The sequence below is a fragment of the Streptomonospora mangrovi genome (genome assembly GCF_027604915.1).
GTDB classification, from domain to species: domain Bacteria; phylum Actinomycetota; class Actinomycetes; order Streptosporangiales; family Streptosporangiaceae; genus Streptomonospora; species Streptomonospora mangrovi.
The window spans coordinates 1-24,522 of record NZ_JAJAQC010000075.1; the positions used below are offsets into that span (position 1 = coordinate 1).

A 24,522-nucleotide genomic window follows, 5' to 3' on the forward strand; every position below is an offset into this window, starting at 1 on the left:
GGAGCGCCGCACCCCGCTCCCGGCGCCCGCCCGTGCGGGGCGGGGCGCCGGCGCTCACGCCCGGGGGGCCGCCTCCTCGGACTCCCCGGGCTCCGCGGGCTCCGCGGGCTCCTCGGACCTGGCGGCCGCCCGCGCGGCGGCGCGGCGCGGCGCCAGGGCCGCGCCCGCCCGGCGGAGCGGGCCGCCCAGCAGCGGCGCGCACAGCAGCAGCGCCAGCACGCACAGCAGCACCAGCGAGGGTGTGCGCTCCACGAACAGGCCCAGGCCGCCCTGGAGCAGCAGGGTCTGGCGCAGCGTCTCCTCGGCCATCGGCCCCAGCACCAGCGCGATCACGGTCGCCGCCGGGGCCAGGCCGTAGAGCCGCATCAGGAACCCGAGCACGCCGCAGGCGAACATGATGCCGACCTCGACCACGCTGCCGTTGACCGCGAAGGTGCCGAACGCGCACAGGATGATGATCAGCGGCGCCAGCGTGCGGAACGGCGTCTTGGTGACCTTGGCGAACAGCGGGATGCAGAACACGTTCATCACCAGCAGCATCACGTTGCCCAGGTACATGCTGCCGATCAGCCCCCACGCGAACTCGGGGTTGTCGCGCATGAGCAGCGGGCCGGGCTGGAGGCCCCACATCAGGAACCCGCCCAGCAGCACCGCCGTGGCGGCCGAGCCGGGGATGCCCAGGGTCAGCAGCGGCACCATGGCGCCGGTGGCGGCGGCGTTGTTGGCGGCCTCGGGGCCGGCCAGCCCCTCCACCGCGCCCCGGCCGAACCGCTGGGGCCGCCGGGACAGCCCCTTCTCGATGCCGTAGGAGATCAGCGAGGCCACGGTGGCGCCCGCGCCGGGCACCACGCCCAGGACGAACCCCAGCGGGGTGCCGCGCGCGATGGCGCCGCGCGAGTCGCGCCACTCCTGGCGGCTGGGCCAGAAGGCGTCGGAGCGGCGGTCCACCCGCACGTCGGTCATGGTGTCGTCGTTGTGGCCGCCCCGGTAGAGCGTCCACAGGATCTCGCCGATGCCGAACAGGCCGATGGCCACCGGGATGAAGTCGATGCCGTTGATCAGCTCGGTGGAGCCGAAGGTGTAGCGCTGCTCGCCGCCGCCCACGTCGATGCCCACCGTGCCGATGGCGAACCCGATCAGCACCGAGATGAGGCCGCGCAGCCAACTGCGGCCGACCAGCACGACGAGGGTGAGCAGCCCGATGACGATGAGCAGGAACAGTTCGGGCGGGCCGAAGGAGGAGGCCAGGCCCGCCATCAGCGGCGCGGCCAGGGTGAGCAGGACGACCGCGACCGTGCCGGCCGCGAACGAGCCGACCGCCGCGATCACCAGCGCCGGCCCGGCCCGCCCCTTGCGGGCCATGGGATGGCCCTCCAGGGTGGCCGGCACGCTGGCGGAGTCGCCCGGGGTGTTGATCAGGACCGAGGTGATGGTGCCGCCGTACATGGCGCCGTAGTAGACGGCGGCCAGCATGACGATGGCGGTGGTGGGCTCCAGGCCGAAGGTCAGGGGCAGCAGGATGGCCAGGCCGGCCGACGGCCCCAGGCCGGGGATGGCGCCGACGAACATGCCCACGACCACGCCGATGCCCAGGAAGAGCAGGTTGGTGGGGGTCAGGACGCCGGCGATGCCGCTCACGAGGTTGGCGAAGATGTCCATGCGGACTCCGAGGAATGTGCCGGACTCGGCAGGGCGGGTGCGGGGGGCGCCGCCTCCGCCGGGCAGGGCGGGCGCGGGCGCCGTGGTCCGCCGCCGGCGCGCCCGCCCCGAGGGGGCCGGGCGCACCGGGCGGTGCGCGGACTAGAGCGGGAGCAGGCCCGGGGGCAGGGGCGCGTTGAGCCACCAGACGAACACGAGGTAGAGGGCGGTGGGGAAGGCGACGCCGAGGACGACGGCGCGCACGGGGTGGGCGCGGTCGCACAGCAGCAGCGCGGCGATGAGCGCGAGGGAGCCGGTGACCACCGCGCCCACCGGCACCAGGACGGTGACGAAGGCGGCGCACACGGCCAGCAGCGCCAGGACGAGCCAGGGGTGGCGGGGCTCGGCGGCGGAGTCGGCGCCGGCCCCGGCGGCGGGAGTGCCGGCGGTGCCGGCCCCGGTGCCGCCCTCAGCGGGGGAGCCGCCGGCTTCGGCGGGTGGAGCAGCGGCCTCGGCCGCTGTGGTGGCCCCGGCGGCGGGGCCGCCGGCCGCACTCCCGGCGGCCGGGGCGTGGGGATCGGCGGCGGCCGGGCGCGCCAGCGCGCTCTGGACGGCCGCCAGGAGCGCCGCCGCCGTGCCCAGCCCGCCGATGACGCGCGGGAACAGGCCCGGCCCGATCCGCCCGGCGGTGGTCTGCCACTCCATGCCGAAGGCCATCGCGGTGTAGCCGGCCAGCACCGCCGCCAGCACCACGTAGAACACGGTGGCGCCGGTGAGGGCGAGGCGGCGTCCGCCCGCCGCCCCTGCGGACGCCCCGCCGGCGGCGCCGGCGCGCGCCGCGCCGGGTGTGTCCGCCGCGCCGGGCGCCGCGGCGGCCGATGCCCCGGCCGGGCCGGCGCCCGCCTCAGGAGCGGTGCGCTGGAAGGGGAGCCGCACCCGGGGGTTGCCGGTGCGGGCCATCACACGGCCCCCTGCTCTTCCAGGGAGTTCTCGAACCGGGTGCCGGTCTCCTCCAGGTAGGCGGTGAAGTCGTCGCCCCAGCGCAGGTCCTCGGTGAGGTGGTTCTTCTCCAGATAGTCCTGCCAGGCGTCGGTGGCCACCACCTGCTTCATGGTCTCGATCCACCACTCGCGGGCGTAGTCGGGGGCGTCGGGCGGCAGGATCAGGCCGCGCGGCATCGAGACCATGCCCTCATAGCCCTGGTCGGCGGCCGTGGGGACGTCGGGCAGCGCCTCCAGCGGCTCCTCGCCGCTGAACAGCAGCGCGTTGACGTCGCCGCTGTCGACCTGGCCCATGATCGAGCCGGGGTTGGACACCATGGCGTCGATCGCGCCCGAGGACAGCGCCGTCTGGAGCTGGCCCTCCTCGTTGAAGGGCACGTACTCGATCTCGTAGCCCGCCTGGTCGGCGAGTTCGGCGTGGATGATGTAGTCGACGTTGACCGTGCCGATCCCGCCCACCGACACCGTGCCCGCGTCCTTGGCGTGGGCCACCCAGTCCTCCCAGGTGGTGATCCCGCTGGAGTCGGGGGTGATGAACAGGGTGTCGTCGGTGGCGAACAGCCCCACGTGGGTGAAGTCGGCGTGGGTCCAGCCGGTGTCGGCCTGGAGCGGGGTGGTGATGAACGACCCCGAGGTGGTCGAGATGACGTAGGGGTCCCCGGAGTTGCTGAGCAGGTGCCCCCAGCCGGTGGCGCCGCTGCCGCCCTCGCGGTTCTCGACCGCGATGTCGTGGGGGTACAGCTCCTGCTGCTGGAGGATCTCCACGATCGTGCGGGCCATGATGTCGTTGCCGCCGCCGGGGCCGAACGCGATCGTCCAGTCCAGCTCGCGGCTGGGGTAGCTGTCGGGGTTCTCCTCGACCGCCGTGCCCGCCCCGCAGGCGGTCACGGCGGCGAGCAGGGTGGCGCCCGCGAGCAGGCGGACGGCGATCCGGGGCGTTCGGGGCTTCTTGGGCATGGGGTGCCTCCTGGCCGGTGCGAACAGGACGGGGATGGGGCGCGGACCGGCCGCGGGTGCTGGGCGGCGGCCGGCTCAGGGAGGGCGCGGGGGACCGGCGGCGGCGGGCGGCGGAGGGCGGGCCGCCCTGGGTGGCCCGCCGGGCCGAAGGGTCCTCGGCCCGGCGGGCGCCCTGCTGTCAGGACCAGGTGAAGCGGGGCGGGCGCTTCTCCAGGAAGGCCCGCACGCCCTCGGCGTAGTCGTCGGTGTCGAAGGAGGAGTTGCGCAGCTCGGTGGTCTCCTCGTCGTCGTGGAGCTGGCCGGCCACGATGCGGTTCACGATCTCCTTGCTCGCGCGCACGCTGTACTGCGCGCGGGTGCCCACCAGTTCGGCGAAGGAGTAGGTGTGCTCGGCCAGGTCGTCGGGCGCGGTCACCGCGTCGACCAGGCCGGTGCGCAGCGCGCGCTCGGCCTCCAGCCGCCCGCCGCTGAACAGGATCCACTTGGCCTGGGCGGGGCCGACCAGGTCCACCAGCCGGCGCGTGGACTCCAGGCTGTAGACCAGGCCGAGCTTGGCGGGGGTGATGGCGAACTTGGCCTCGGTGTCGCAGAAGCGCAGGTCGCAGGCGAGCGCCAGGCCGCACCCGCCGCCCACGCAGTGGCCGTGGACCATGGCGATGGTGGGCTTGCGCAGGCCCTCCAGGGCGCGCTCGGCGGCGGCGACGTGCTCGTTGTAGGAGCGGGCGCTCTCGGCGTCGGCGCGCACCCGGCCGAACTCGCTGATGTCGGCGCCGGCGGCGAACGCCTTGGTGCCGGCGCCGCGCACCACCAGCACCTTGACGCCGGGGTCGTCGTCGATGCCGCGCAGCAGGGCGGGCAGTTCGGCGTACATCTCCAGCCGGATGGCGTTGCGGCTCTCGGGCCGGTTGAGCGTCAGGGTCGCCACCGCGCCCGAACGCTCGACCACCAGATCGTCGGACATGGGTTGCCTACCTTTCCTGGGGTGCGGGGGAGTCGTGGAGTTCGGGGTGGGCGTCGTAGGCGACCCCGGCCTCGTACAGTTCGGCGATCTCGGCCGCGCTGAGCCCGGCGTCGGCCAGGACGTCGCCGGTGTGCTGGCCCAGCCACGGCGCCGGGCCCTTCACCTCGAACTCCAGGGAGCCGAACTTGGCGGGCGGGGCGATGGTGCGCATGGTGCCGACGATGGGGTGCTCGACCTCGGTGACCATGCCGCGGGCGATGACGTGGGGGTCGGCCAGCGCCTCGGCGTAGGTGAGCACCGGGCCGCCGGGCACCCCGGCCCGGTCCAGCGCCTTGATCCACTCGGCGGTGGGCCGGGTGGTGGTGATGGCCTCGATCTCCTCCTGGAGTTCGTCGATGTGGGCCATGCGCGCCGGCAGGGTCGCGAACCGCTCGTCCTCCAGCCAGGCGGGCCGCTCCAGGGCGTCCACCACCAGGCGCTGCCAGAGCCGGTCGTTATTGGCGCCGATGGTGACGAACCCGTCGGCGGTGCGGTACGCCTGGTAGGGGGTCGAGCGGCGGTGCCGGGTGCCGGTGGGGGCGGGCTCCTCGCCGCTGCCGAAGTAGGCGCCCGACTCCCACACCGTCCAGGCCAGGCCCGCGTCGACCAGGGAGATGTCGATGTAGTCGCCCTGGCCGGTGGCGCGGCGGTTCAGCTCGGCGGCCAGGATGGAGTAGATGGCGGTGGCGCCGGCGGCGATGTCGTTGACGGCGATCCCGACCTTGGCCGGGCGGCCGTCGGGGTGGCCGGTCATCCGCAGGAAGCCCACCGCGCCCTGGGCCATGATGTCGAAGCCTGGCCGGTCGCGGTAGGGGCCGGTCTGGCCGAACCCGCTGATGGAGCAGTAGATCAGCGCGGGGTCGGCCGCCCGCAGCGTCTCGTGGTCGATGCCCAGGCGCTGGACCACGCCGGGGCGGAAGTTCTCGATGACGAGGTCGGCGCCTTGGGCCAGCCGCAGGAACGCGTCGCGGCCCCGCGGGTCCTTCAGGTCCAGCGACACGCTGCGCTTGCTCCGGTTGGGCATTCCGAACGGGTAGCTCTCGCCGTTGACCTTGGGCGCCAGCCGGCGGGAGTCGTCGCCGGTGACCGGCTGCTCCACCTTGATCACGTCGGCTCCCAGCTCCGCCAGCACCATCGTGCAGTAGGGGCCGGAGAGGAAACGGGTGAGGTCGAGGACCCGGAATCCGTCGAGTGGCTTCATCCACGCACCTGATTTCGTGTGCTTCCCACGGTGATGTCACATGCTTTCCGCATTGTGGGATACGATCCCGTATAACAGGAACGTACGATTGCAGGCATGTGAACGTCAATGGGGTCAGGAGAAATTGAGCGAGACAACCGAAGGCCAGGCCGTCGGCGGTGCCCGGGCAGCAGGCGCCGCACGCCAGGGCGTGCAGTCGATCGACCGCGCCGTGGCGATCCTCAAATGCTTCAGCCCCCGGCGCCCCGAAATGGGCATCAGCGACCTCGCCCGCGCCACGGGGCTGTCCACCAGCACCACCCACCGCATCCTGGCGTCGATGCAGGCCAACGGCCTGGTCCGGCAGACACCGCAGCGGCGCTACGCCCTGGGGCCGCTGCTGGTCCAGCTCGCCCGCAGCGGCGCGTTCCCCACCACCCTGCGCGACGCCGCCGTCGGCCCCATGCACGAGCTGCGCGCCCTGGTCGACGAGACCGTGGGCCTGCACGAGCTGCTGCCGGGAAACCGGCGCGCCGTGGTCGACCAGGTCGAGAGCCACCACGCGCTGCGCCGCACCTACACCGAGCTGGGCGTGCCCATCCCGCTGGTCTACGGCGCCCCCGGCAAGGCGATGCTGGCGTTCCTGCCCGCCGCCGAGGCCGAGGAGGTCCTGGCCGAACCGATCGCGCCGGTCACCCCCGCCACCATCACCGACCGCGCCGAGGTCCGCGCCGAACTGGCGCGCGTCCGCGAGGACGGCTACGCGCTGTCGTTCTCCGAGCGCACCCCGGGCATCCGCACCGTGGCCGCGCCGGTGTTCGACCACGAGATGCGCGTGGTGGGCTCCATCAGCGTCAGCGCGCCCGAGACCCGCATGCCCGAGGACCGCATGCGCGAGATGGGACCGCAGGTGCGGCGCTACGCCGCGGCGGTGTCGCAGGTCCTGGGCTGCCCCCGGCCCTGAGGCCCGGCCGCCTCCCGGCGGGCGCCGGCCCGGCGTGGCAGAGTGGGGTCCGACGCGACCCCCGGGAGGCGGCGGTGACCCACGTGACCCAGCAGGCCGAGCAGGACCGGAAGGACGAGCGGGACGAGCCCGGGCGCGGGACCCGGTGGACGGCGCGGATCTGGTTCGACCCGTCGTGCCCCTACACCTGGCTGACCTCGCGGTGGCTGGTGGAGGCCGCCGCCGTGCGGCCCGTCGACCTCGACTGGCGAGTGATGAGCCTGGCGGTGCTCAACGAGGGCCGCGACGACGACCCCGAGGGCGACCCCGAAGGTTACCTGTGGGTGCCGGCCCGCGTCTGCGCCGCCGTGCGCGAGCACCACGGCTCCGCCGCGCTCGGCCGGTTCTACACCGCGCTGTGGACCACTCCGGAGACCGGCGAGCCGCTGGGCGACCTCGCCGCCGCGCTGGCCGCCGCAGGCCTGCCCCGCGACCTGGCCGAAACCGGCCTCAGCCAGGAGGCCGACCACCTCGTGCGCGCCTCCCACGCCGAGGCCCTGCGCCAGGTCGGCGACCACGTCGGCACCCCCGTCATCGCCGCCGAGGGGCCGGGCGGCCGGGCGGCGTTCTTCGGCCCGGTGATCTCCGAGCCGGTCCGCGGAGAGGCGGCCGGGCACCTGTGGGACGGCGTGCTGCTGGTCGCCCGCACCCCCGGGTTCCACGAGCTGAAGGGCCGCCCCCACGCCGAGCCGCGCACCGCCGACGCCCGCTGACCCCGCCCCGGGCTCACCCCCGGACGGCCGCGCGCCGGCCCGGGCGCCGGCCTGAGGGCACGGCCGCCCCCGACCGATGTGATGCGGCCGACACCCGCGCGCCGTAGGATCGATCGCACCAGCTCACCCGACCCGCCACCCCCGCCCACCCCGCCGCACGACACTCGGACCATCCCCCTGATCCGTTGGAACCGACCATGCAGCGATCCACCGGCCGCCCCCCGCGCCGGGCACCGGCGCGGACCTGGCCCGTGCCGCCGCGCACCGACGCCACGGCGGTCCTGAGCACCGCCCGCCGGGTCGTCGACGACCTGCGCGACGGCCTGTCCGGACCCGGCGCCGCGCGCGCCGCCCGGCGCATGCGGCGGCTGCTGGGCGCCCCCGGCCTGGCGCTGGCCGACCTGTCGGGCGCGCCGGTGTGGGCCGGGCGCCCCGCCGCCGGCTCGCAGACCGCCGCCCTGGTCGACTCCGTGCTGCACACCGAGGCCCCCGCCGGGCGCGCCCCGCTGGTGGCGGTGCCGCTGCACGTCGACGCCGAACTCGCCGGGGCCATGGTGGTGTCGGGGCCCGTGCCCGCCGCCGCCGTGGGCAAGGCCGCCGACTGGGTCGCCGACGCCCTGGAGCGCTGCCGCCTGGAGACCTCCGCCGAACTCGCCGCCCAGGCCGAGTTCCGCGCGCTGCGCGCCGAGATCTCCCCGCACTTCGTCTACAACGCCATGACCGTGATCGCCTCGCTGGTGCGCACCGAGCCCGACCGCGCCCGCGAGCTGATGACCGACTTCGCCGACTACACCCGCTACAGCCTGGCCCGCCACGGCGACTACACCACCGTCGCCGACGAGTTCCACGCCATCGAGGCGTACCTGATCCTGCAACGGGCGCTGCTGGGCGAGCGGCTGCGGGTGCAGGTGCGGGTGGCGCCGGAGGTGCTGGGCGTGGCAATGCCCTACCTGGTGCTGCAACCGCTGGTGGAGAACGCCGTGCGCCACGGCGTGGAGCCGCGCCCGGGCGCCGGGCTGGTGCAGGTGGCGGGCGAGGCCGAGGGCAACGACTGCGTCATCAGCGTCGAGGACGACGGCCCCGGCATGGACCCCGCCGTGGCCAAGGCGGTCCTGGCCGGGCGGGGCGCCGCCGACAGCGTCGGCCTGGCCAACGTCGACCGCCGGCTCCGCCACGTCTACGGCCCCTGGTACGGCCTGGTGGTGGAGACCGCCGTGGACGCCGGGACCCGCGTGGTGCTGCGGGTCCCCCGATTCCAGCCGGGAGTGATGCCCTGATGGCGGATCGGCCCGCCGGCCTGCGGGTGCTGGCCGTGGACGACGTCCCCCTCGCCCTGGAGGAGCTGTGCCGGCTGCTGCGCGAGGCCCCCGAGGTCGCCGAGGTCACCCCCGCCGGCGACCCCATCAGCGCGCTGCGCAGCATCCAGGCCCACCCCTTCGACGCGGTGTTCCTGGACATCTCCATGCCGGGGCTGGACGGGATCGAGCTGGCGTCGCTGCTGTCGCGGCTCAGCGACCCCCCGGTCATCGTCTTCGTCACCGCCTATGAGGACCACGCGCTGACCGCCTACGGGCTGGGCGCCGTGGACTACCTCCTCAAACCGGTGCGGGCCGACCGGCTGGCCGCCGCGCTGAAGAAGGCCGCGCGGCTGGCGGCCGCCGGCCCGCCCGAACCGGCCGCCGCCGGCACCGCCGAGGCGGGGGGCGGGGCGGCGGTGCCGCGCCGGCGCCGCGCGCCCGAGACCATGGCCGCCATCCGGGTGGAGACCGCCGGGCGCACCCGCTACGTCCGCCGGGGCGACGTCGCCTACGTCGAGGCCAGCGGCGACTACGTCCGGCTGCACACCCCCGGCGGCGACCACCTGGTGCGGATGCCGATCTCGCGGCTGGAGGAGTACTGGGCCGAGGCCGGGTTCGTGCGGGTGCACCGCGGGTTCATGGTCGCCCTGGGCGCGGTGCGCGAGCTGCGCAGCGACGCCGTGGGCGGCCTGCTGGCCCACACCGACCTGGGCGACGTCCCGGTGAGCCGCCGCCACGCCCGCGAGCTGCGCGCCCGCCTGCTCCAGGCCGCCCGCAGCGGCGAACTGGACCGCGACCGCTCCGAGCGCGCCGCCCGCCCGGAGCGGCGCCCCTGATGCCCCAGCGCCCCCGCCGGGTGACCGTCACCAGCCCGCAGACCCGCCTGGCGCACGCGCGCGGGCGGGCGCGCGGCCGGTGGCGGGTGCCCCGGCTGGACCCCGCCGACGCCGACCGCGCCCTGCGGCTCTACCGCCGCCAGCGTGCCCAGGCGCTGCGGGCGCTGGCGGCGGTGCTGGCGCTGCTCATCGGGCTGCCCGCCGTGTTCGCGCTGTGGCCCCAGGCCCAGGAGGTGCGGGTGCTGGGGATCCCGCTGGCCTGGCCGCTGCTGGCCTGGCTGCCCTACCCGGCGATGATGCTGCTCGCCCGCTGGCAGTTGCGCCGCGCCGAGCGCGTCGAGGACGGCTGATGGGCGCGCTCGCCGCCGTCGCCCTGGTGGTCGCCGGCACCCTGGTGATCGGCCTGCGCGGGGTGGCGGCCATGCGCACCACCTCCGACTTCCTGGTGGCCTCGCGCCGGGTCTCGCCGCTGCTGAACTCCGCGGCGGTGTCGGGGGAGTACCTGTCGGCGGCGTCGTTCCTGGGCGTGGCCGGGCTGGTGGTCAAGGACGGCGTGGGCGCGCTGTGGTACCCGGTCGGGTTCACCGCGGGCTACATCGCGATGCTCATCCTGGTGGCGGCGCCGCTGCGCCGCTCGGGCGCGCTGACCGTGCCCGACTTCGCCGAGGCGCGGCTGCGCTCGCCGCTGCTGCGCCGGCTCAGCGCGGCGGTGGTGCTGGTCATCGGCGCGCTCTACGTGGTGCCGCAGTTCCGCACCGCCGGGCTGGTGCTCAGCGCGGTCAGCGCCACCCCCTACTGGGTGGGCGTGGTGATCGCCGGGTTCGTGGTGAGCGTGACGCTGGCGCTGGGCGGCATGCGGGCCGCCACCTACGTGCAGGCGTTCCAGTTCGGGCTCAAGCTGCTGCTGTTCATCGTCCCGGCGGTGTGGCTGGTGGTGCTGGCCGGACCCGAGGTGCGCCACGCCGCCGTGCACCCGGTCGACTTCACCCGGTTCGCCGCCGACACCCCGGTGTCCTTCCAGGTCGACGTCACCCTGGTGGTGGAGGAGCCCACGCGGGTGCGCACCGGTGAGGGCGACGTCCTGCGCCTGCGGCCCGGCGAGCACCGCATGGCCGGCGGCACCTCGGCGGTGTTCCCCGAGGGCGCGCGCGTGCCCGAGGTGCGCGGCGACGCTCCCCTGGACGCCCAGGAGTGGGCGCGGCCGCTGCTGGACCAGGAGGGCGACGGCCACCCGCTGGTGGGCACGTGGGCGGTGCTGGTGGCCACCGCGCTGGGCACCATGGGGCTGCCGCACATCCTGATGCGGTTCCACACCAGCCCCGACGGTCGGGCGGCACGGCGCACGGCGGCGATCACGGTGGCGCTGCTGGGGGTGTTCTACCTGTTCCCCGGGGTCTACGGCGTGCTGGGGCGGGTGCTGGTGCCCGAGCTGTACCTGTCCACCGCCACCGACACCGTGGTGGTGGCGCTGCCCGCCCAGGTCGACACCGGGTGGGCGGGCGCGCTGGTCACGGCGCTGCTGACCATGGGCGCCTTCGCCGCGTTCCTGGCGACCTCGCTGGGGCTGGTGCTGGTGATGGCCGGCGCGATCGCCCACGACCTGCTGCCGGGCGGGCTGCGGCGGCTGCGCGTCACGGTGGTGGGGGTGGCCGCGGGCACGGTGCTGCTGGCGCTGCCCGCCGCCGGCATCGACGTCGGGGTGGTGGTGACCTGGGGGTTTACCGTCGCGGCGGCGACGTTCTGCCCGCTGCTGGTGCTGGGGGTGTGGTGGCCCCGGCTGACCGCCAGCGGGGCCGTGGCCGGGGTGCTCACCGGGCTGCTGACCACGCTGGGCGCGATCGCGCTGGCGCTGTTCGGGCCGCCGCTGGGCGGGCTGGGCGGGCTGCTGGTCACCCAGCCGGCGCTGTGGACGGTGCCGCTGGCGTTCGCGGCGATGGCGGGGGTCTCGCTGCGCGGCCGGCCGCCGTCGTGGTCGCGGCGGGCGATGCTGCGGCTGCACCTGGACGAGCGGCGCCTGGAGGGGCCCGGCGGCCCGCCGCCGGGGGGCCGGACCGCCGGAGGGAGGTGAGGAGCGGGCGGGCACGTGCCGTTCGCCGCGCTCCACCGACCGCTCGTCGGCCGTTCGTCGCGCAGCACGGCGTTCGGGCGGGTCCCCCTGTCACCGCGCGGCCCCGCTTTCCTAGTGTGGCGCGGAACACAGTGTGTCCCAGAACACAGGCGTCGGTCGACGCGGGTGTCCCCGGGCACACCTGTCCCAGCCACACACCAGATGGGATGCGGAGGTAGTGGTGACCGACACCGACCACTCCACCGGCGGGCCCCCGCCGGACCACGACTGGGAGCGGGTGCAGGCCAGTCCCGAGTTCGTGGAGCTGCGCCGGCGCCTGCGCGTCTTCGTCTTCCCGATGACGGCGTTCTTCCTGGCCTGGTACCTGCTCTACGTGATCCTGGCCGACTACGCGCACGGCTTCATGGCCATCCCGGTGGTCGGCAACATCAACATCGGGCTCGTCTTCGGGCTGCTCCAGTTCGTCTCCACGTTCGTGATCACCGGGCTCTACGTGCGCTACGCCAACCGGCGCCTGGACCCGGTGGCCGACAAGATCCGCACCGACCTCGAGAAGAAGGGGGCCTGACATGGACGCCGGCACCCTCACCCTGGCCGACGCGGCGCTGACCGAGGTCAACCCGATCCTCAACATCAGCATCTTCGGGCTGTTCGTCGCGATCACGCTGGTCATCGTGCTGCGGGCCAGCCGCAACACCAAGACCGCCGCCGACTACTACGCCGCCGGGCGCGCCTTCAGCGGCCCGCAGAACGGCATCGCCATCGCGGGCGACTACCTCTCGGCGGCGTCGTTCCTGGGCATCTGCGGCGCCATCGCGCTCTACGGCTACGACGGCTTCCTCTACTCGATCGGGTTCCTGGTGGCCTGGCTGGTGGCGCTGCTGCTGGTCGCCGAGCTGCTGCGCAACACCGGCAAGTACACGATGGGCGACGTGCTGGCGTTCCGGATGCGCCAGCGCCCGGTCCGCGCCGCCGCGGCCATCTCGACCCTGGCGGTGTCGTTCTTCTACCTGCTGGCGCAGATGGCGGGCGGCGGCGGCCTGGTCAACCTGCTGCTGGGCATCGAGGGCGCGGTCGCGCAGTCGGTGGTCATCGCGGTCGTGGGTGTCGTCATGATCATCTACGTGCTGATCGGCGGCATGCGCGGCACCACCTGGGTGCAGATCATCAAGGCCGTGCTGCTGATCGCGGGCGCGTTCGTCATGACGGTGTGGGTGCTGGCGCTGCACGGGTTCAACCTGTCGGAGCTGCTGGCCCAGGCCGTGGAGCAGGGCGGCGAGAACGGCGAGGCGCTGCTGGCCCCCGGCGCCCAGTACGGCATCGACGCCATGACCCGGCTCAACTTCCTGTCGCTGGGCATCGCCCTGGTGCTGGGCACGGCCGGCCTGCCGCACGTCCTGATGCGCTTCTACACCGTGCCCACGGCCAAGGAGGCGCGGCGCTCGGTGGTGTGGGCGATCGTGCTGATCGGCGTGTTCTACCTGTTCACGCTGGTGCTGGGCTACGGCGCGGGCGCGCTTGTGGGGCCCGAGACCATCGAGGGGGCACCGGGCGGACCCAACTCCGCGGCGCCGCTGCTGGCGCTCGCGCTGGGCGGGCCCATCCTGCTGGGGTTCATCGCGGCGGTGGCGTTCGCGACCATCCTGGCGGTGGTCGCCGGGCTCACCATCACCGCCTCGGCGTCCTTCGCCCACGACGTCTACGCCAACCTCATCCGCAAGGGCGCGGAGGACAAGGTCGGCGAGGTGCGCGTCGCCCGCATCACCGCCCTGGTGATCGGCGCGGTGTCGATCGTCGGCGGCATCCTGGCCCGCGACCAGAACGTCGCGTTCCTGGTGGCGCTGGCGTTCGCGGTGGCGGCCTCGGCCAACCTGCCGACGATCCTGTACTCCCTGTTCTGGAAGCGGTTCAACACCTCCGGGGCGCTGTGGAGCATCTACGGCGGCCTGGCGATCACGATCACGCTGATCGTGTTCTCGCCGGCGGTGTCGGGCAGCGAGACGGCGATGCTGCCCAACGCGGACTTCGCGATCTTCCCGCTGTCCAACCCCGGTCTGGTGTCGATCCCGCTGTCCTTCCTGCTGGGCTGGCTGGGCACGGTGCTGTCCAAGGAGCACAACGCCAAAAAGCAGGCGGAGATGGAGGTGCGCTCCCTCACCGGAGTCGGCGCCGAGAAGGCGGTCTCGCACTGAGCCGCCGCTAGGACCTTCCCCAACAGGCCGCCCCGGAACCTCCCTCCCGGTTCCGGGGCGGTCGCCTGTCGTGGGGGTCGCCTGTCGACGGGGGTCGGGGGTCGGGGGTCGGGGGTCGGTGGGGGAGGGCCGGGTTCGGGTCCGCCGGAAGCGCAGGGGATGGGGAAGCCGGGTCCCTACTGCCGGGAGACGGCCGAGGCCCCCTTGCGCAGCACGTACTTCTGGATCTTGCCGGTGGCGGTCTTGGGCAGGGCGTCGGCGAACTCCACCTGCGTGGGCGCCTTGAAGTGGGCCATGTTGTCGCGGGCGAAGGCGATCAGCTCCTCGGCGGTGGCCCGCGCGCCCTCGCGCAGCACCACGGTGGCGCGGGGCGTCTCGCCCCACCGCTCGTGGGGCACGCCCACCACCGCGACCTCCTGCACGGCGGGGTGGCGCAGCAGCACGCCCTCCACCTCGATGGAGGAGATGTTCTCGCCGCCGGAGATGATGACGTCCTTGATGCGGTCCTGGATCTCCACGTAGCCGTCAGGGTGGGTGACGGCGGCGTCGCCGGTGTGGAACCAGCCGTCGCCCATCACACGCTCGGTGGCCTCGGGGTCGTTGTAGTAGCCCGCCATCACCACGTTGCCGCGCACCGCGATCTCGCCGACGGTGGCGCCGTCCCAGGGCACCTCGGCGCCGGCGGAGTCGAGGACCTTCAGCTCGCCGCTGGTGATCAGCTCCACGCCCTGGCGGGCCTTGACGGCGGCGCGCTCGGCGGGCGGCAGCGCGGCGTGGCCGGGGCGGGGCTCGCAGACGGTGATGAACGGCGTGGTCTCGGTCAGGCCGTAGACGTGGGTGACGGTCCAGCCGAAGGTCTCCTCCAGCCGCCCGATGGTGTCGGCGGCCGGCGCGGCGCCCGCCGTGACGACGTGCACGCCCGGCCGGACCCGGCCGCGCACCTCCTCGGGGGTGTTGGCCAGGGTGATCAGCACCGTCGGCGCGGCGCACAGCCACGCCACGTCCTCGTCGCGGATGAGGGCGAACACGCGGGCGGGGTCGACGGCGCGCAGGCACACGTGGACCGCGCCGACGGCGGTGACGGTCCAGGTGTAGGTCCAGCCGTTGGCGTGGAACATGGGCAGCGTCCACAGGTAGCGCTCGCCCAGCCCCAGGCGCAGGTGCAGCAGGGTGCCGACCACGTTCATGTAGGCGTTGCGGTGGGTGATCATCACGCCCTTGGGGCGGGCGGTGGTGCCGCTGGTGTAGTTAATGGTGAGCAGGTCGGTCTCGGCGATCTCGACCGGCTCGAACTCGGGGGCGGCCTCGGCCAGCAGGGTCTCGTAGTCGGCCCAGCCGGGTGCGGCGCCTTCGAGCGCGACGAAGTGGCGCACCCCGGGCAGCCGGTCGCGCACCCGGTCCACGGCGGCGAGCTGGTCGGCGTGGGCGCACACGACCTCGGCGCCGGAGTGCTCGATGATGTAGGCGAAGTCGTCGGGGGTCAGCCGGTAGTTGACCGGTACCAGCACGGCGCCGATCTGGGGCACGGCGTAGAACGACTCCAGTTGGGCGTGGGTGTTGGGCGCGATGTAGGCGACGCGGTCGCCCTTGCGCACCCCCATGCGCTGGAGCGCGGCCGACCAGCGGTCGCAGCGCTCGAAGAAACCGGCGTAGGTCAGCCGCAGGTCGCCGTCGACCACGGCCTCGAGGTCGGGATACAGCCGCCGCGTGCGCCGGGCGAACTCCAGCGGGCTGAGGGCGGTTTCCATGGAATACCTCCTACCTCGGCGGCGACCGGCGTCAACGGCCCCCGACCCGTGCAAACCCCCAGGCCGCGGCCGCCCAACGAACATACGTTTCCCCCCACCGCGGGACAAGCCCACAACCCCACCCGAACCCGAGGCGCCACGGGCGCCGAGGAGGGCGTGGAGCGGCGCCGCCGAGGGCCGGCGGCGGCGGCGGGTCCGAAAGTTTTCGGATGGTCGGCGTTCGGGTGATCGGGCAGGCGGGGCGGGCTTATGGCCTGGGGGGACGAGGGCTGGGGGATTGTTCGAGCAGAAAACATTCGGAAATCTTCCGGAAATTATTGACAACTCCGTGCGGTCGCCTCAACACTCGGTCTCATCACGCTGCCGAATCCCCCAGCCTTCACAAGGAGGCAGCAGCACATGAACGAAGCCCCTATTCGCCCGAAGAACCGCACGCGCGCGCAGGCGCGTCCGTGGCGGCTGGCCAGCCGGATGTTCGCGGCGGCCGCGGCGCTGGTCCTCAGCGTCACCGCGCTGCCGGGCTCCGCCAGCGCGGACGTCACGAGCAACCAGACCGGCACGCACGGCGGCTACTTCTACTCCTTCTGGACCGACGCCCCGGGCACGGTGTCCATGGGCCTCGGCTCCGGCGGCAACTACACCACCCAGTGGCGCAACACCGGCAACTTCGTCGCCGGCAAGGGATGGGCCACCGGCGGGCGCCGCACCGTCAGCTACTCCGGCACCTTCAACCCGTCGGGCAACGCCTACCTGACCCTCTACGGGTGGACGCGCAACCCGCTCATCGAGTACTACATCGTCGACAACTGGGGCACCTACCGCCCCACCGGCACCCACATGGGCACCGTCACCAGCGACGGCGGCACCTACGACATCTACCGGACCACCCGCCACAACGCCCCCTCCATCGAGGGCACCCGGACCTTCGACCAGTACTGGAGCGTCCGGCAGTCCCGGCGGACCGGCGGGACCATCACCGCGGGCAACCACTTCGACGCCTGGGCCCGCGCCGGCATGAACCTCGGCAGCCACGACTACATGATCATGGCGACCGAGGGCTTCCAGAGCAGCGGCAACTCCAACATCACCCTCGGCAGCAGCGGCGGGAACCCCGGCAACCCGGGCAACCCCGGCGGCAACAACGGCTGCACCGCCTCGCTGTCGGCCGGTGAGCGCTGGGACGACCGCTACAACCTCAACGTCGCGGTCAGCGGCTCCAGCAACTGGACCGTGACGATGAACGTCCCCTCCCCGGCGCGGATCCTGTCCACCTGGAACATCAGCGCCTCCTACCCCAGCCAGCAGGTGCTGACCGCCCGCCCCAACGGCAACGGCAACAACTTCGGCGTGACGATCCAGCACAACGGCAACCACACCTGGCCGACCGTCTCCTGCTCCGCGAGCTGACCCGAGACGGCCCGGCCCTCCGGGGCCTCCCGGATGGCCGAGCCTCCCGAACCCCGTGACCACCACAACGCAACCCCAGGCGCGGCGGCCCCCAACCGCCGCGCCTCCGCGCGTCGCCGGTCCCGGCCCGCCGGCGGGCCGGGACCGGCCTTCCTCGAATCAGTCGGCCAGGTAGTTCCGCACAGAGGAGCGGATCGCCTCGGCGTGCAGGTAGATGTCGTCCGGCGACTCGATCAGATGGCGGGTCTCGTTCTTCTCGGCGTCGAAGACGCCCAGGTAGCGCCGGGACTTGCCGTTGAAGTGCAGCCGCGCGATCGTCTTGCGGTTGTTGTCGTCCAACAGCACGGCGAAGTAGGACTTGGAGTCGCGGTGGGTGATCCGCTGCGGCTTGACCTCGCTGCACGCGATCGCCTTCACGATCTGGTAGCCCTCCAATTCCTCCAGCGTCGTGGTGATCCCGGTGTCGCGATCCAGGTCGGCGGCCGCCGACTCGGCACTGGTCACCTCCGCCTCCTCGGCGGCGGGTGCGTGCACGCCCGAGCCCAATGCGGTCTTCAGTCGGCTGTTGACCTGGTCGTTGAGGTACTGCGCGGCGGCCTTGGCCACGAGCGGCGCGAACTGGTCGCGCACCTTCTTGGTGAAGGAGCGGTCGTAGACGCGGGCGGTCAGCAGCCGGATCCAGTCGTCGTCGGGCTCCCGGAACTGCGCCGCCAGCGCCCGCTTGATCTCGCCGATGTACTTCAATTCGCCGGCGGCGCTGATGACCGAGTCGAGGTCGAACGCCTCCTTCGTCAACTTCCGGAGTTCCGGGACCAGGGTCTCGTCGATGTCGTTCAGATCCAGGACGAGGAACGGCCGCCGGTCCATTCGGTTGGGCTCGTCCAGGTCGGTGTAGAACCGGTAGACCTCACCGTTGGTCAGGACGGCGATCCGGGCATTGGTCACGGAGAAATAGCGGTACAGTTGCGCGGCGTGTTCGATGGCGAGCGGCTCGACCGATTTCTTGCACTCGATGAGGATCTGCACCTCGCCGTCGCGCATGATCGCGTAGTCGACCTTCTCGCCCTTCTTCGTCCCCACGTCGGCCGTGTACTCAGGGACGACTTCGAGGGGATCGAAGACGTCGTAGCCGAGGATGGACGATATGAACGGCATGACGAAGGCGTTCTTGGTCGCTTCCTCGGTCGTTATCGCCTCGCGCTGGTTGCGCACCTTGGCTGCCAGCGCACTCAGGCGCTCACTGAATTCCATACTCCGCTCCTCCGCGACCTCTGCACACGTTCTTCTGCGCGTGGCGGGGCGAACACGGAGTGCACGCGGGGTGCGGTGCTCCCGCCACGCGGCGACACCGTTTCCTTGGGCGTCCGGGAGTTGTTTTCCCAGCGCGAACGCCAACCGCGTGGCGGGCCGCGGCGAACCAGGGGGAGGTATTCACCGGCGCCAGTGTCGCACAGAGTTTCGTGATTTGTAGGCCGTTTGTCTTATTGTTGGCGAACAGCGGTGATTTCAGTATCGAAAACCGGACCAGGAAGCGTGCCACGCCGCCCGCCCCCGTCTCGGGGCGATGCGCCATCGGCAGGACCGCCCTCAAAAGCCGTTGCGGCTTGGAGGACCGGCGAGCATCATCGGTGATCTTGAGGGCTAACGGCGAGGAAACCTTCGTCCGGCCATCCTGGTCTGCGCCGTGACCCGCCGCGGGAGCCGAGCCCCGCCTGGCGGCCTCCGACGCGAGGACCCGGGAGATCGGGCGTCCGCGCCGTTGGGAGCGGCGAAGCCGCACGGTCTTTCACCGTCGACGTCGAGAAGAGGGCACACGATGAGGAAACCGGTCCGCCGCGCCGTTGCAGGGGTGGTTGCGGCAGGGGTGCTGGGGATCAGTGCCGCCTGCGCGGGGCAGGCGGCGCTCAGTGAGTACGTACTGGGGACCTGGCAGTGCACGGTGCGGTTTCCCGCCGAGACCGTGGCGGCGACTGTCGAGGTGGGCGAGGGCACCTACACGCTGACCACCGCCGACGGCGACTTCAGCGACGCCGGCACCTGGCAGGTGGAGGGCGACGGGGTCACCATCACCTCAGGCGAGATCGACGGGCTGCGGGTGCTGGGCGTGCCCGAGCAGCGCCAGGACGAGCCCCTGAGCATCGACATCGTGCGCGCGAGCGAGGACGAGCCCGCGAGTTCCGACGTCACGATCACCGACGACACGGTGGGGTTCGCCTACAACGAGAACTCCTACACCTGCGTCAAGCAGGATGAGGGTGAGGGGGAGGCGTAGCGGCTGTCCGGCCACCTCCTGGTGGACTGACCCATGATGCCTGCCCGGCCCCCCGCCGCCGTCGCTGCCCCCGCCGCTTTCCTCAGCCACTGGCGTGCGGCTCGATGACCGCCTGTCCCGAGCTCCCGCCAGCGTGGTCGCTCCGTTGGCCGGCCTCGGCGCTCTCGGTGCTTCGGCGCGCCGCCATCCACTCCGATCAATCGGTTACTGGACCGCGACCCGTCTTGGGAGCCAGAAGGCCGCCCGTACGCCGGGGGACCAGAGGGTGGAGTCCGGTGGGCCGGCGGGTTGGGCGATTCCGGCGGCGGGGAGGAGGTCGCCCTCGTAGTGCAGGGTGCGGGCCGCGTGCAGGGGCCAGGGCGGGTGGGCGACCGGGATCCAGACGGTGCGGCCGGACCAGGTGGTGAACAAGCCCCAGCGGGCCGTCAGGAAGACCTCCAGCGGGGAGGGGCGCGTGATCGGCGGGCCTACGGCCACGCGCCACCGGGCGCGGGCCGGTGGGCCCGGCGCGCGGCGGCGGACGCCGCCGATCGCGTGGCCGCCCGTTGTGCGCACCGCGACGTCGGACCAGGTGTAGGGGACGCGGGCCAGCGCGCGGGCGGCGAGGACGTTGTGCGCGGAGTCGGCGTCCATGCTGCGGAACACCACGCCCTGGCGGCCGTGCCGGTCGCGCGCGTAGAGGCGGACGTTGGCCTCGGCGAACCCGCCGGTGGGCAGGACGCCGAGCACGCGGGCGCGGTCGACGCCGAACGCCACCATCCCGACGTAGGTGGACCCGTCGAGCACGTCGGGCCGGGTGTGGGGAGGCAGGAGGGGCGCCACCAGGTCCGGGTCGGCGCGCCAGTGCAGGAAGACGGCGTCGTGCCAGCGCTGGGTCAGCGCCGGGGGAGTGGGTGGTGCCTGTACCGCCTCCGGCGGCAGCAGGTCGTGGTTCGGTGGCTTCATAGGGCGTCCATCCTTTCCCACCCTTCACCGCACTTTCCCACGGGGCGTCCCGCCGACGGTGCCCCGGCCCCCTTCCGGTCGGTGCCCCTACCGGCGGTTCCCCGCGGGCGTGCCTCCTCCGGCGGCGAAGCCGCCGCCGGTAGCTCACCCGCTACCGGCGGCGGCCCGGTCCGCCGTGCTCCTCCGTGCTCCTCCGCGTCTTCTCCGGCCGCTACCCCGCTGCCCGCCTCAGCCCGCCGTGTGGTCCTTGCCGGCGACCGACGCCAGGTAGGCGTCGCTCTTCTCCTGGTCCAGGATCCAGTGCTGGAAGTCCGAGGGGTCGGTGTAGCCCTTCGCGAACCGGTAGGCGACCTCCGGGTTGTGGGCCGCCGTGGCCAGGACGCGCTGGACGTGCTCGGGCAGCGGCCCCAGCATCATGTTGGTGTAGGCCGTCACCCACTGCGCGTGCTCCCAGTAGGCGTCGAACGCCGACTGCATCCACTCCGGGTCGAACGGCCGGCTGCCGCGCTCAAGGATGGCGCGGTAGTAGACGTCCGCGCAGCGCGCCGCGTTGTTGGAGCCCTGGCCGGTGACCGGGTCGTTGGCCACCACCACGTCGGCCATCCCCAGCACGTGCGCGGTCGCCGACAGCCGCCCCACCGGGTGGCGCACCACCGGCGCGTACCCGCCGAACAGGGTGCAGCGCGCGTCGGTGGGCCGCGCGTCGGCGCACAGCTCGTACTCCCAGGGCACGTAGCGCCGCAGCAGCTCCAGCGTGCGCTCCAGGTGCTGCTCGGGTCCGGGCCGGTCCGACCAGCAGTCGAACGGCCCGCCCGGCACCGCCTCCCACAGCAGGATGTCGCACGGCCCGGTGTTGGTGTAGCCGGGCATGAAGAAGTGCTCGCCGATCCCCGGCAGCGCGCTGATGCGCACGTGCGGCTCGGGGTAGTCCGGCCGCGGCGCCATGCCGTGCAGGTAGATGCACGACAGCATCCGCTGGGGCCGGTCGTAGGGCGAGCGCGCGGGGTCGCGGTCGAACAGCTCCACCAGCTCGCCCTTGCCCGCAGCGATGACGGTGAGGTCGTACATCGCCGACAGCGCCTCCAGCTCCGAGGTCATCACCCCGTGGTAGACGACCTCGCCGCCGCGCGACTCGAACAGCTCCAGCCAGCCGGCCATCTTCACCCGCTGGTCGATGGACTGCGCGTAGGCGTCCCAGCGCCCCACGAACCCGAAGGCGACCTCGCCCGGCGGGTCGGAGACGGTGAGCCGCTGCGCGACGATGCGCGGCGCCCGGTCCTCCCACAGGTTGAGCCCCAGGTCGCGCTCGATCTGGAGGCTGGGCGCGAACATGCACTGCGTCGACATGATCCGCCCGCCGCGGATCTCCTCGGGGGTGCGCGCGGACATGACCGTCACGTCGTAGCCGGCGCCTTGGAGGGCGAGCGCGAGCTGGAGCCCGGCCTGCCCGGCGCCGACGATGAGGATTCTGCGCATTGCCGCCTCTCTTGCTTGCCGATGGGGGGTAGCGGCGTACCCGGTGCCGCGCCGCGTGGCCGAGGGCGGCGGCGCGGTTGAGCCGGGGCGGCCGGTCCGCGCACCGCGCGGACAGCGGGGTCGTGGGTGGCGGGGCGGCGCCCTAGCGCAGCGCCGCCCGCCGGTCCGTGCCGCCGGGCGCGGAGGTGCGCCGCAGGGTGTGGGTCAGCGACGCCGTCAGCGTGGCCACCACCGAGGCGCGGTCGCGCGCGTCGCACGCCACCAGCGGGATCTCGGGGTCGAGCTGGAGGGCGTCGCGGACCTCGGCCAGGTCGTGGCTCTGCTCGCCGTCGAACAGGTTGACGGCGACGATGAACGGCACGTCGGAGTCGTTCTCGAAGTAGTTCACCGCGGCGAAGGAAACGTCCAGCCGCCGGGTGTCCACCAGTACGACCGCCGCGCTGGCGCCCCGGCTGAGGTCGTCCCACATCGGCCAGAACCGGGCCTGGCCCGGGGTGCCGAACAGGTACAGCACCAGGTCGGACGACATCGTGATGCGCCCGAAGTCCATGGCGACCGTGGTGGTGACCTTGCCGGTGCCCTGGGTGTCGGGGTCGACCGTGCGGGCGGCCTGGGTCATCCACGCCTCGGTGTTGACCGGGGGGATCTCCGAGACCGTGCCCACCAGGGTGGTCTTCCCGACGCCGAACCCGCCGGCCACGACGATCTTCGCCGAGGTCAGCCGCGGCGACCGGTCAGGCGAGCTGGTAAAGGCCATCGATGACTCTCTTCAGCAGGCGGGGGTCGTAGGGGGAGGAGTAGGACTCGGGGTTGACGACCATGCGCTCGCGGGCGGCCATGTCCCCGATGAGCACCCGGGTGACGCCCAGCGACACCCCGCAGTGCGCCGACAGTTCGGCGACCGACTGCACGGCGGTGTGGGCGCGCTCGTAGAGGGAGCGCGCCTCGGGCGGCAGTTGCCGGGAGTACGCCGCGTCGTAGTGCGGCACCGCGATCAGCGTGTGGACGTGCAGGCGGTGCCGGGTCCGGGTCCGCCCGCCGGTCAGCACATAGGGCCGCACCCATGGATTGACCGTCATAGTCGCTTCTTCCTCGTGGTGGGCCGACGCGTCACGACACGCTCCGGCCGACGGACATCCCGCGCAGGTCGTCGCGCATCTGCGGGGTCAGCACGTGGCCCACGCTCTGCACCAGTTGCGTCATGCGGTGGGCCACCACGCCGAGGTTGGCGCCTTCCCGCACGAGCACGGCCAGCCCGGCGAGGCTCCCGATGCCCATGAACAGGAAGTGCCCGGCCGGGAACTTCAGCATGATCTGGTCGCAGCGCGCCTCGTCCACCTGGCGGGCGATGTTGTGCCCCAGGCTGATGAGCCCGCTGGTCATCGCCGCGAGCGGGTCCGCCGTGTCGGCGGGCACGCTGCCCGAGGAGATGAGCGGCAGCCCGTCGGAGGACACGATGAGCGCGTGGGCCACGCCCGGGGTCGAGTTGGCGAAGTCGTTGACCAGCCAGCCGAACTCCTGGGGGTTGCGCGGTGCCGCGCCGCCGTCCATCACCACACCTCGCTGTCGTCGTCGCGGTCGGCGCCCTCGCGGCCCGAAGGCGCGGAGGGCGTGTCGTCTGGGTCGGGGCCGGTGCCCGCGGCGCCGGAGGCGAAGGCGGTGAGGTCGTCGGCGAACGACCCGGCCGGGGCCGCGTCCGCCTCGGGAGCCTCCGCCGCGCTCTCGCGCGCCAGCGGCCGGCGGGGCCGGTCGGCGCCGCCGGAGTCCTGGCGGCGCAGGCTGCGGCGCTCGCGGCGCGGCAGGTCGCCGGCCGGGGGCCGCTCGGGCGGCGGGGGCTCGGGCGGGGGCGCCGACTCCGGGCCGATGGGGCCGGGCGCCAGGGTCAGCCGGGGTGGCGCCGACGTCGGCGCGGCAGGGCCGGCGGAGCCCGCCGGGTCGGCGGCATGGGCCGGGGCGTCGGCGGCGAAGAGGTCGCCCACAGGCGGCGGGGGAGCGGGGATGTCGCACACCAGGTCCGGCGGCAGCGACACCACGACGGTGGTGCCGCCGGGGCCGCCGGAGGTGCGGCTGCTGAAGTGCACGCCCACGCCGTGGCGCCGGGCCAGCCGGTGCACCACGGGGAACCCGGTGTGGCGGCTGGTGCGGTCGTCCACGGGCGGCACCGCCCCGGCCATGGCGGCGTTGAGGGTGCGGACCTGCTCCTCCTTGAGGCCGATCCCGGAGTCCACGACGCGCACCACCACCCCGCCGTTCTCGGTGGGGTGGGCGCTGACGGCCACGGTGCCCGGGGAGTAGCGGGTGGCGTTGTCCAGCAGCGGCGCGATGAGCGCGGCGACGTCGTCGGTGGCGTAGGCGGGCACGGCGAGTTCGGCGACCGTGCCGATCTGGATCCGGGCGTAGGACTCGATGGAGGAGGCGGCCATGCGCACCACGTCCAGCAGGGAGGCGACGCCGCCGCCCAGTTCGCTGTCGTCGCGCTCGGCCAGCACCCGCAGTTCGCGGGCGGCGCGGCGCATCATCGCCACGGCGTGGTCGACGGCGTAGAGGCGGCTGAGGCGCTCGGGGTCCTGCTCGTCGCGCTCCAGCACGTCCAGCGCCTGGCGCTGCTGCTCGGCCAGGACGAGCACCTGCATGGCGAAGCGGTCGCACACCGCGGCCATGGGGCCGCCCGCCGGAGCGGGCGGGGCGGGAGGCGCGGGCGCCGGGGCGGCGGCCGGCGGACCGGCGGGCGCGTGGGCCGGAGCGGGCGCGTCGTGCCGGGGCGGCGCGGCGGGGCCGGCGTGGCCGG

The 24,522-nt window shown here is 73.5% G+C and carries 23 protein-coding genes; 10 read left to right on the forward strand and 13 right to left on the reverse strand.

The annotated features are described in order from the left end of the window. Positions 1–54: 54 nt before the first annotated feature. The 5 genes from LG943_RS25845 to LG943_RS25865 all read right to left on the reverse strand — a co-directional run bounded on the left by LG943_RS25845 (position 55) and on the right by LG943_RS25865 (position 5,797). Positions 55–1,659, reverse strand: coding sequence for a tripartite tricarboxylate transporter permease (locus LG943_RS25845; protein WP_270074982.1), 1,605 nt, complete (start codon positions 1,657–1,659; stop codon positions 55–57). Positions 1,660–1,800: 141 nt separating this feature from the next. After that, on the reverse strand, positions 1,801–2,598 hold the full coding sequence (locus LG943_RS25850; protein ID WP_270074983.1) for a tripartite tricarboxylate transporter TctB family protein: 798 nt from the start codon (positions 2,596–2,598) through the stop codon (positions 1,801–1,803). Beyond that, on the reverse strand, positions 2,598–3,596 hold the full coding sequence (locus LG943_RS25855; protein ID WP_270074984.1) for a Bug family tripartite tricarboxylate transporter substrate binding protein: 999 nt from the start codon (positions 3,594–3,596) through the stop codon (positions 2,598–2,600). Before LG943_RS25855 ends, LG943_RS25850 begins: the two co-directional genes overlap by 1 nt. A 178-nt stretch (positions 3,597–3,774) precedes the next feature. Beyond that, the gene (locus tag LG943_RS25860; protein WP_270074985.1) at positions 3,775–4,557 is read right to left on the reverse strand and encodes an enoyl-CoA hydratase-related protein; all 783 of its coding nucleotides are present in this window, start codon (positions 4,555–4,557) and stop codon (positions 3,775–3,777) included. Positions 4,558–4,564: 7 nt separating this feature from the next. Beyond that, positions 4,565–5,797 carry a CaiB/BaiF CoA transferase family protein gene (locus LG943_RS25865; RefSeq protein WP_270074986.1) on the reverse strand — a complete coding sequence of 411 codons (1,233 nt, stop codon included), beginning with the start codon at positions 5,795–5,797 and terminating at the stop codon, positions 4,565–4,567. Positions 5,798–5,921: 124 nt separating this feature from the next. On the opposite strand from LG943_RS25865, the gene LG943_RS25870 reads away from it, so the two are divergent. From LG943_RS25870 to LG943_RS25905, 8 genes are all read left to right on the forward strand, one after another. After that, complete coding sequence (locus LG943_RS25870) at positions 5,922–6,740, forward strand: IclR family transcriptional regulator (RefSeq protein ID WP_270074987.1); 819 nt, start codon at positions 5,922–5,924, stop codon at positions 6,738–6,740. Between the two features lie 158 nt (positions 6,741–6,898). Further along, positions 6,899–7,492, forward strand: a complete 594-nt coding sequence (locus LG943_RS25875) for a mycothiol-dependent nitroreductase Rv2466c family protein (RefSeq protein WP_270075004.1) — start codon at positions 6,899–6,901, stop codon at positions 7,490–7,492. A 197-nt stretch (positions 7,493–7,689) separates the two neighbouring features. Next, complete coding sequence (locus tag LG943_RS25880; protein ID WP_408648657.1) at positions 7,690–8,769, forward strand: sensor histidine kinase; 1,080 nt, start codon at positions 7,690–7,692, stop codon at positions 8,767–8,769. Next, positions 8,769–9,626, forward strand: a complete 858-nt coding sequence (locus tag LG943_RS25885) for a LytR/AlgR family response regulator transcription factor (RefSeq protein WP_270074988.1) — start codon at positions 8,769–8,771, stop codon at positions 9,624–9,626. The genes LG943_RS25880 and LG943_RS25885 overlap by 1 nt, the downstream gene beginning before the upstream one ends. Beyond that, on the forward strand, positions 9,626–9,976 hold the full coding sequence (locus LG943_RS25890; RefSeq protein WP_270074989.1) for a hypothetical protein: 351 nt from the start codon (positions 9,626–9,628) through the stop codon (positions 9,974–9,976). The genes LG943_RS25885 and LG943_RS25890 overlap by 1 nt, the downstream gene beginning before the upstream one ends. Further along, positions 9,976–11,694, forward strand: a complete 1,719-nt coding sequence (locus LG943_RS25895; RefSeq protein ID WP_270074990.1) for a sodium/solute symporter — start codon at positions 9,976–9,978, stop codon at positions 11,692–11,694. Before LG943_RS25890 ends, LG943_RS25895 begins: the two co-directional genes overlap by 1 nt. 217 nt (positions 11,695–11,911) lie before the next feature. Next, positions 11,912–12,262: a DUF485 domain-containing protein gene (locus LG943_RS25900; RefSeq protein WP_408648658.1), complete on the forward strand. Its 351-nt coding sequence runs from the start codon at positions 11,912–11,914 to the stop codon at positions 12,260–12,262. Between the two features lies 1 nt (position 12,263). Continuing rightward, positions 12,264–13,886, forward strand: a complete 1,623-nt coding sequence (locus LG943_RS25905; protein ID WP_270074992.1) for a solute symporter family protein — start codon at positions 12,264–12,266, stop codon at positions 13,884–13,886. Between the two features lie 176 nt (positions 13,887–14,062). On the opposite strand, the gene LG943_RS25910 is transcribed toward LG943_RS25905, so the two are convergent. Continuing rightward, on the reverse strand, positions 14,063–15,634 hold the full coding sequence (locus LG943_RS25910; protein WP_270074993.1) for a long-chain-fatty-acid--CoA ligase: 1,572 nt from the start codon (positions 15,632–15,634) through the stop codon (positions 14,063–14,065). A gap of 399 nt (positions 15,635–16,033) precedes the next feature. On the opposite strand from LG943_RS25910, the gene LG943_RS25915 reads away from it, so the two are divergent. Further along, on the forward strand, positions 16,034–17,041 hold the full coding sequence (locus LG943_RS25915) for a glycoside hydrolase family 11 protein (RefSeq protein WP_270074994.1): 1,008 nt from the start codon (positions 16,034–16,036) through the stop codon (positions 17,039–17,041). 159 nt (positions 17,042–17,200) lie between these two features. On the opposite strand, the gene LG943_RS25920 is transcribed toward LG943_RS25915, so the two are convergent. Next, the gene (locus LG943_RS25920) at positions 17,201–18,292 is read right to left on the reverse strand and encodes a type I restriction endonuclease (RefSeq protein ID WP_270074995.1); all 1,092 of its coding nucleotides are present in this window, start codon (positions 18,290–18,292) and stop codon (positions 17,201–17,203) included. 565 nt (positions 18,293–18,857) lie between these two features. On the opposite strand from LG943_RS25920, the gene LG943_RS25925 reads away from it, so the two are divergent. After that, positions 18,858–19,313, forward strand: coding sequence for a hypothetical protein (locus tag LG943_RS25925; protein WP_270074996.1), 456 nt, complete (start codon positions 18,858–18,860; stop codon positions 19,311–19,313). 204 nt (positions 19,314–19,517) lie between these two features. Here the strand turns inward: LG943_RS25925 and LG943_RS25930 are convergent, their stop codons facing one another. The 6 genes from LG943_RS25930 to LG943_RS25955 all read right to left on the reverse strand — a co-directional run. Then, complete coding sequence (locus LG943_RS25930; protein WP_270074998.1) at positions 19,518–20,258, reverse strand: YqjF family protein; 741 nt, start codon at positions 20,256–20,258, stop codon at positions 19,518–19,520. Positions 20,259–20,486: 228 nt separating this feature from the next. After that, positions 20,487–21,734: a styrene monooxygenase/indole monooxygenase family protein gene (locus tag LG943_RS25935; RefSeq protein WP_270074999.1), complete on the reverse strand. Its 1,248-nt coding sequence runs from the start codon at positions 21,732–21,734 to the stop codon at positions 20,487–20,489. 142 nt (positions 21,735–21,876) lie between these two features. Then, positions 21,877–22,491: a GTP-binding protein gene (locus LG943_RS25940; protein WP_270075000.1), complete on the reverse strand. Its 615-nt coding sequence runs from the start codon at positions 22,489–22,491 to the stop codon at positions 21,877–21,879. Further along, positions 22,469–22,813 carry a DUF742 domain-containing protein gene (locus LG943_RS25945; RefSeq protein ID WP_270075001.1) on the reverse strand — a complete coding sequence of 115 codons (345 nt, stop codon included), beginning with the start codon at positions 22,811–22,813 and terminating at the stop codon, positions 22,469–22,471. Before LG943_RS25945 ends, LG943_RS25940 begins: the two co-directional genes overlap by 23 nt. 31 nt (positions 22,814–22,844) lie before the next feature. Further along, positions 22,845–23,285, reverse strand: a complete 441-nt coding sequence (locus LG943_RS25950) for a roadblock/LC7 domain-containing protein (RefSeq protein ID WP_270075002.1) — start codon at positions 23,283–23,285, stop codon at positions 22,845–22,847. Then, positions 23,285–24,522: sensor histidine kinase (locus LG943_RS25955; RefSeq protein ID WP_270075003.1), on the reverse strand; the 1,238-nt coding region annotated here is incomplete at its 5' end. The genes LG943_RS25955 and LG943_RS25950, both read right to left, overlap by 1 nt.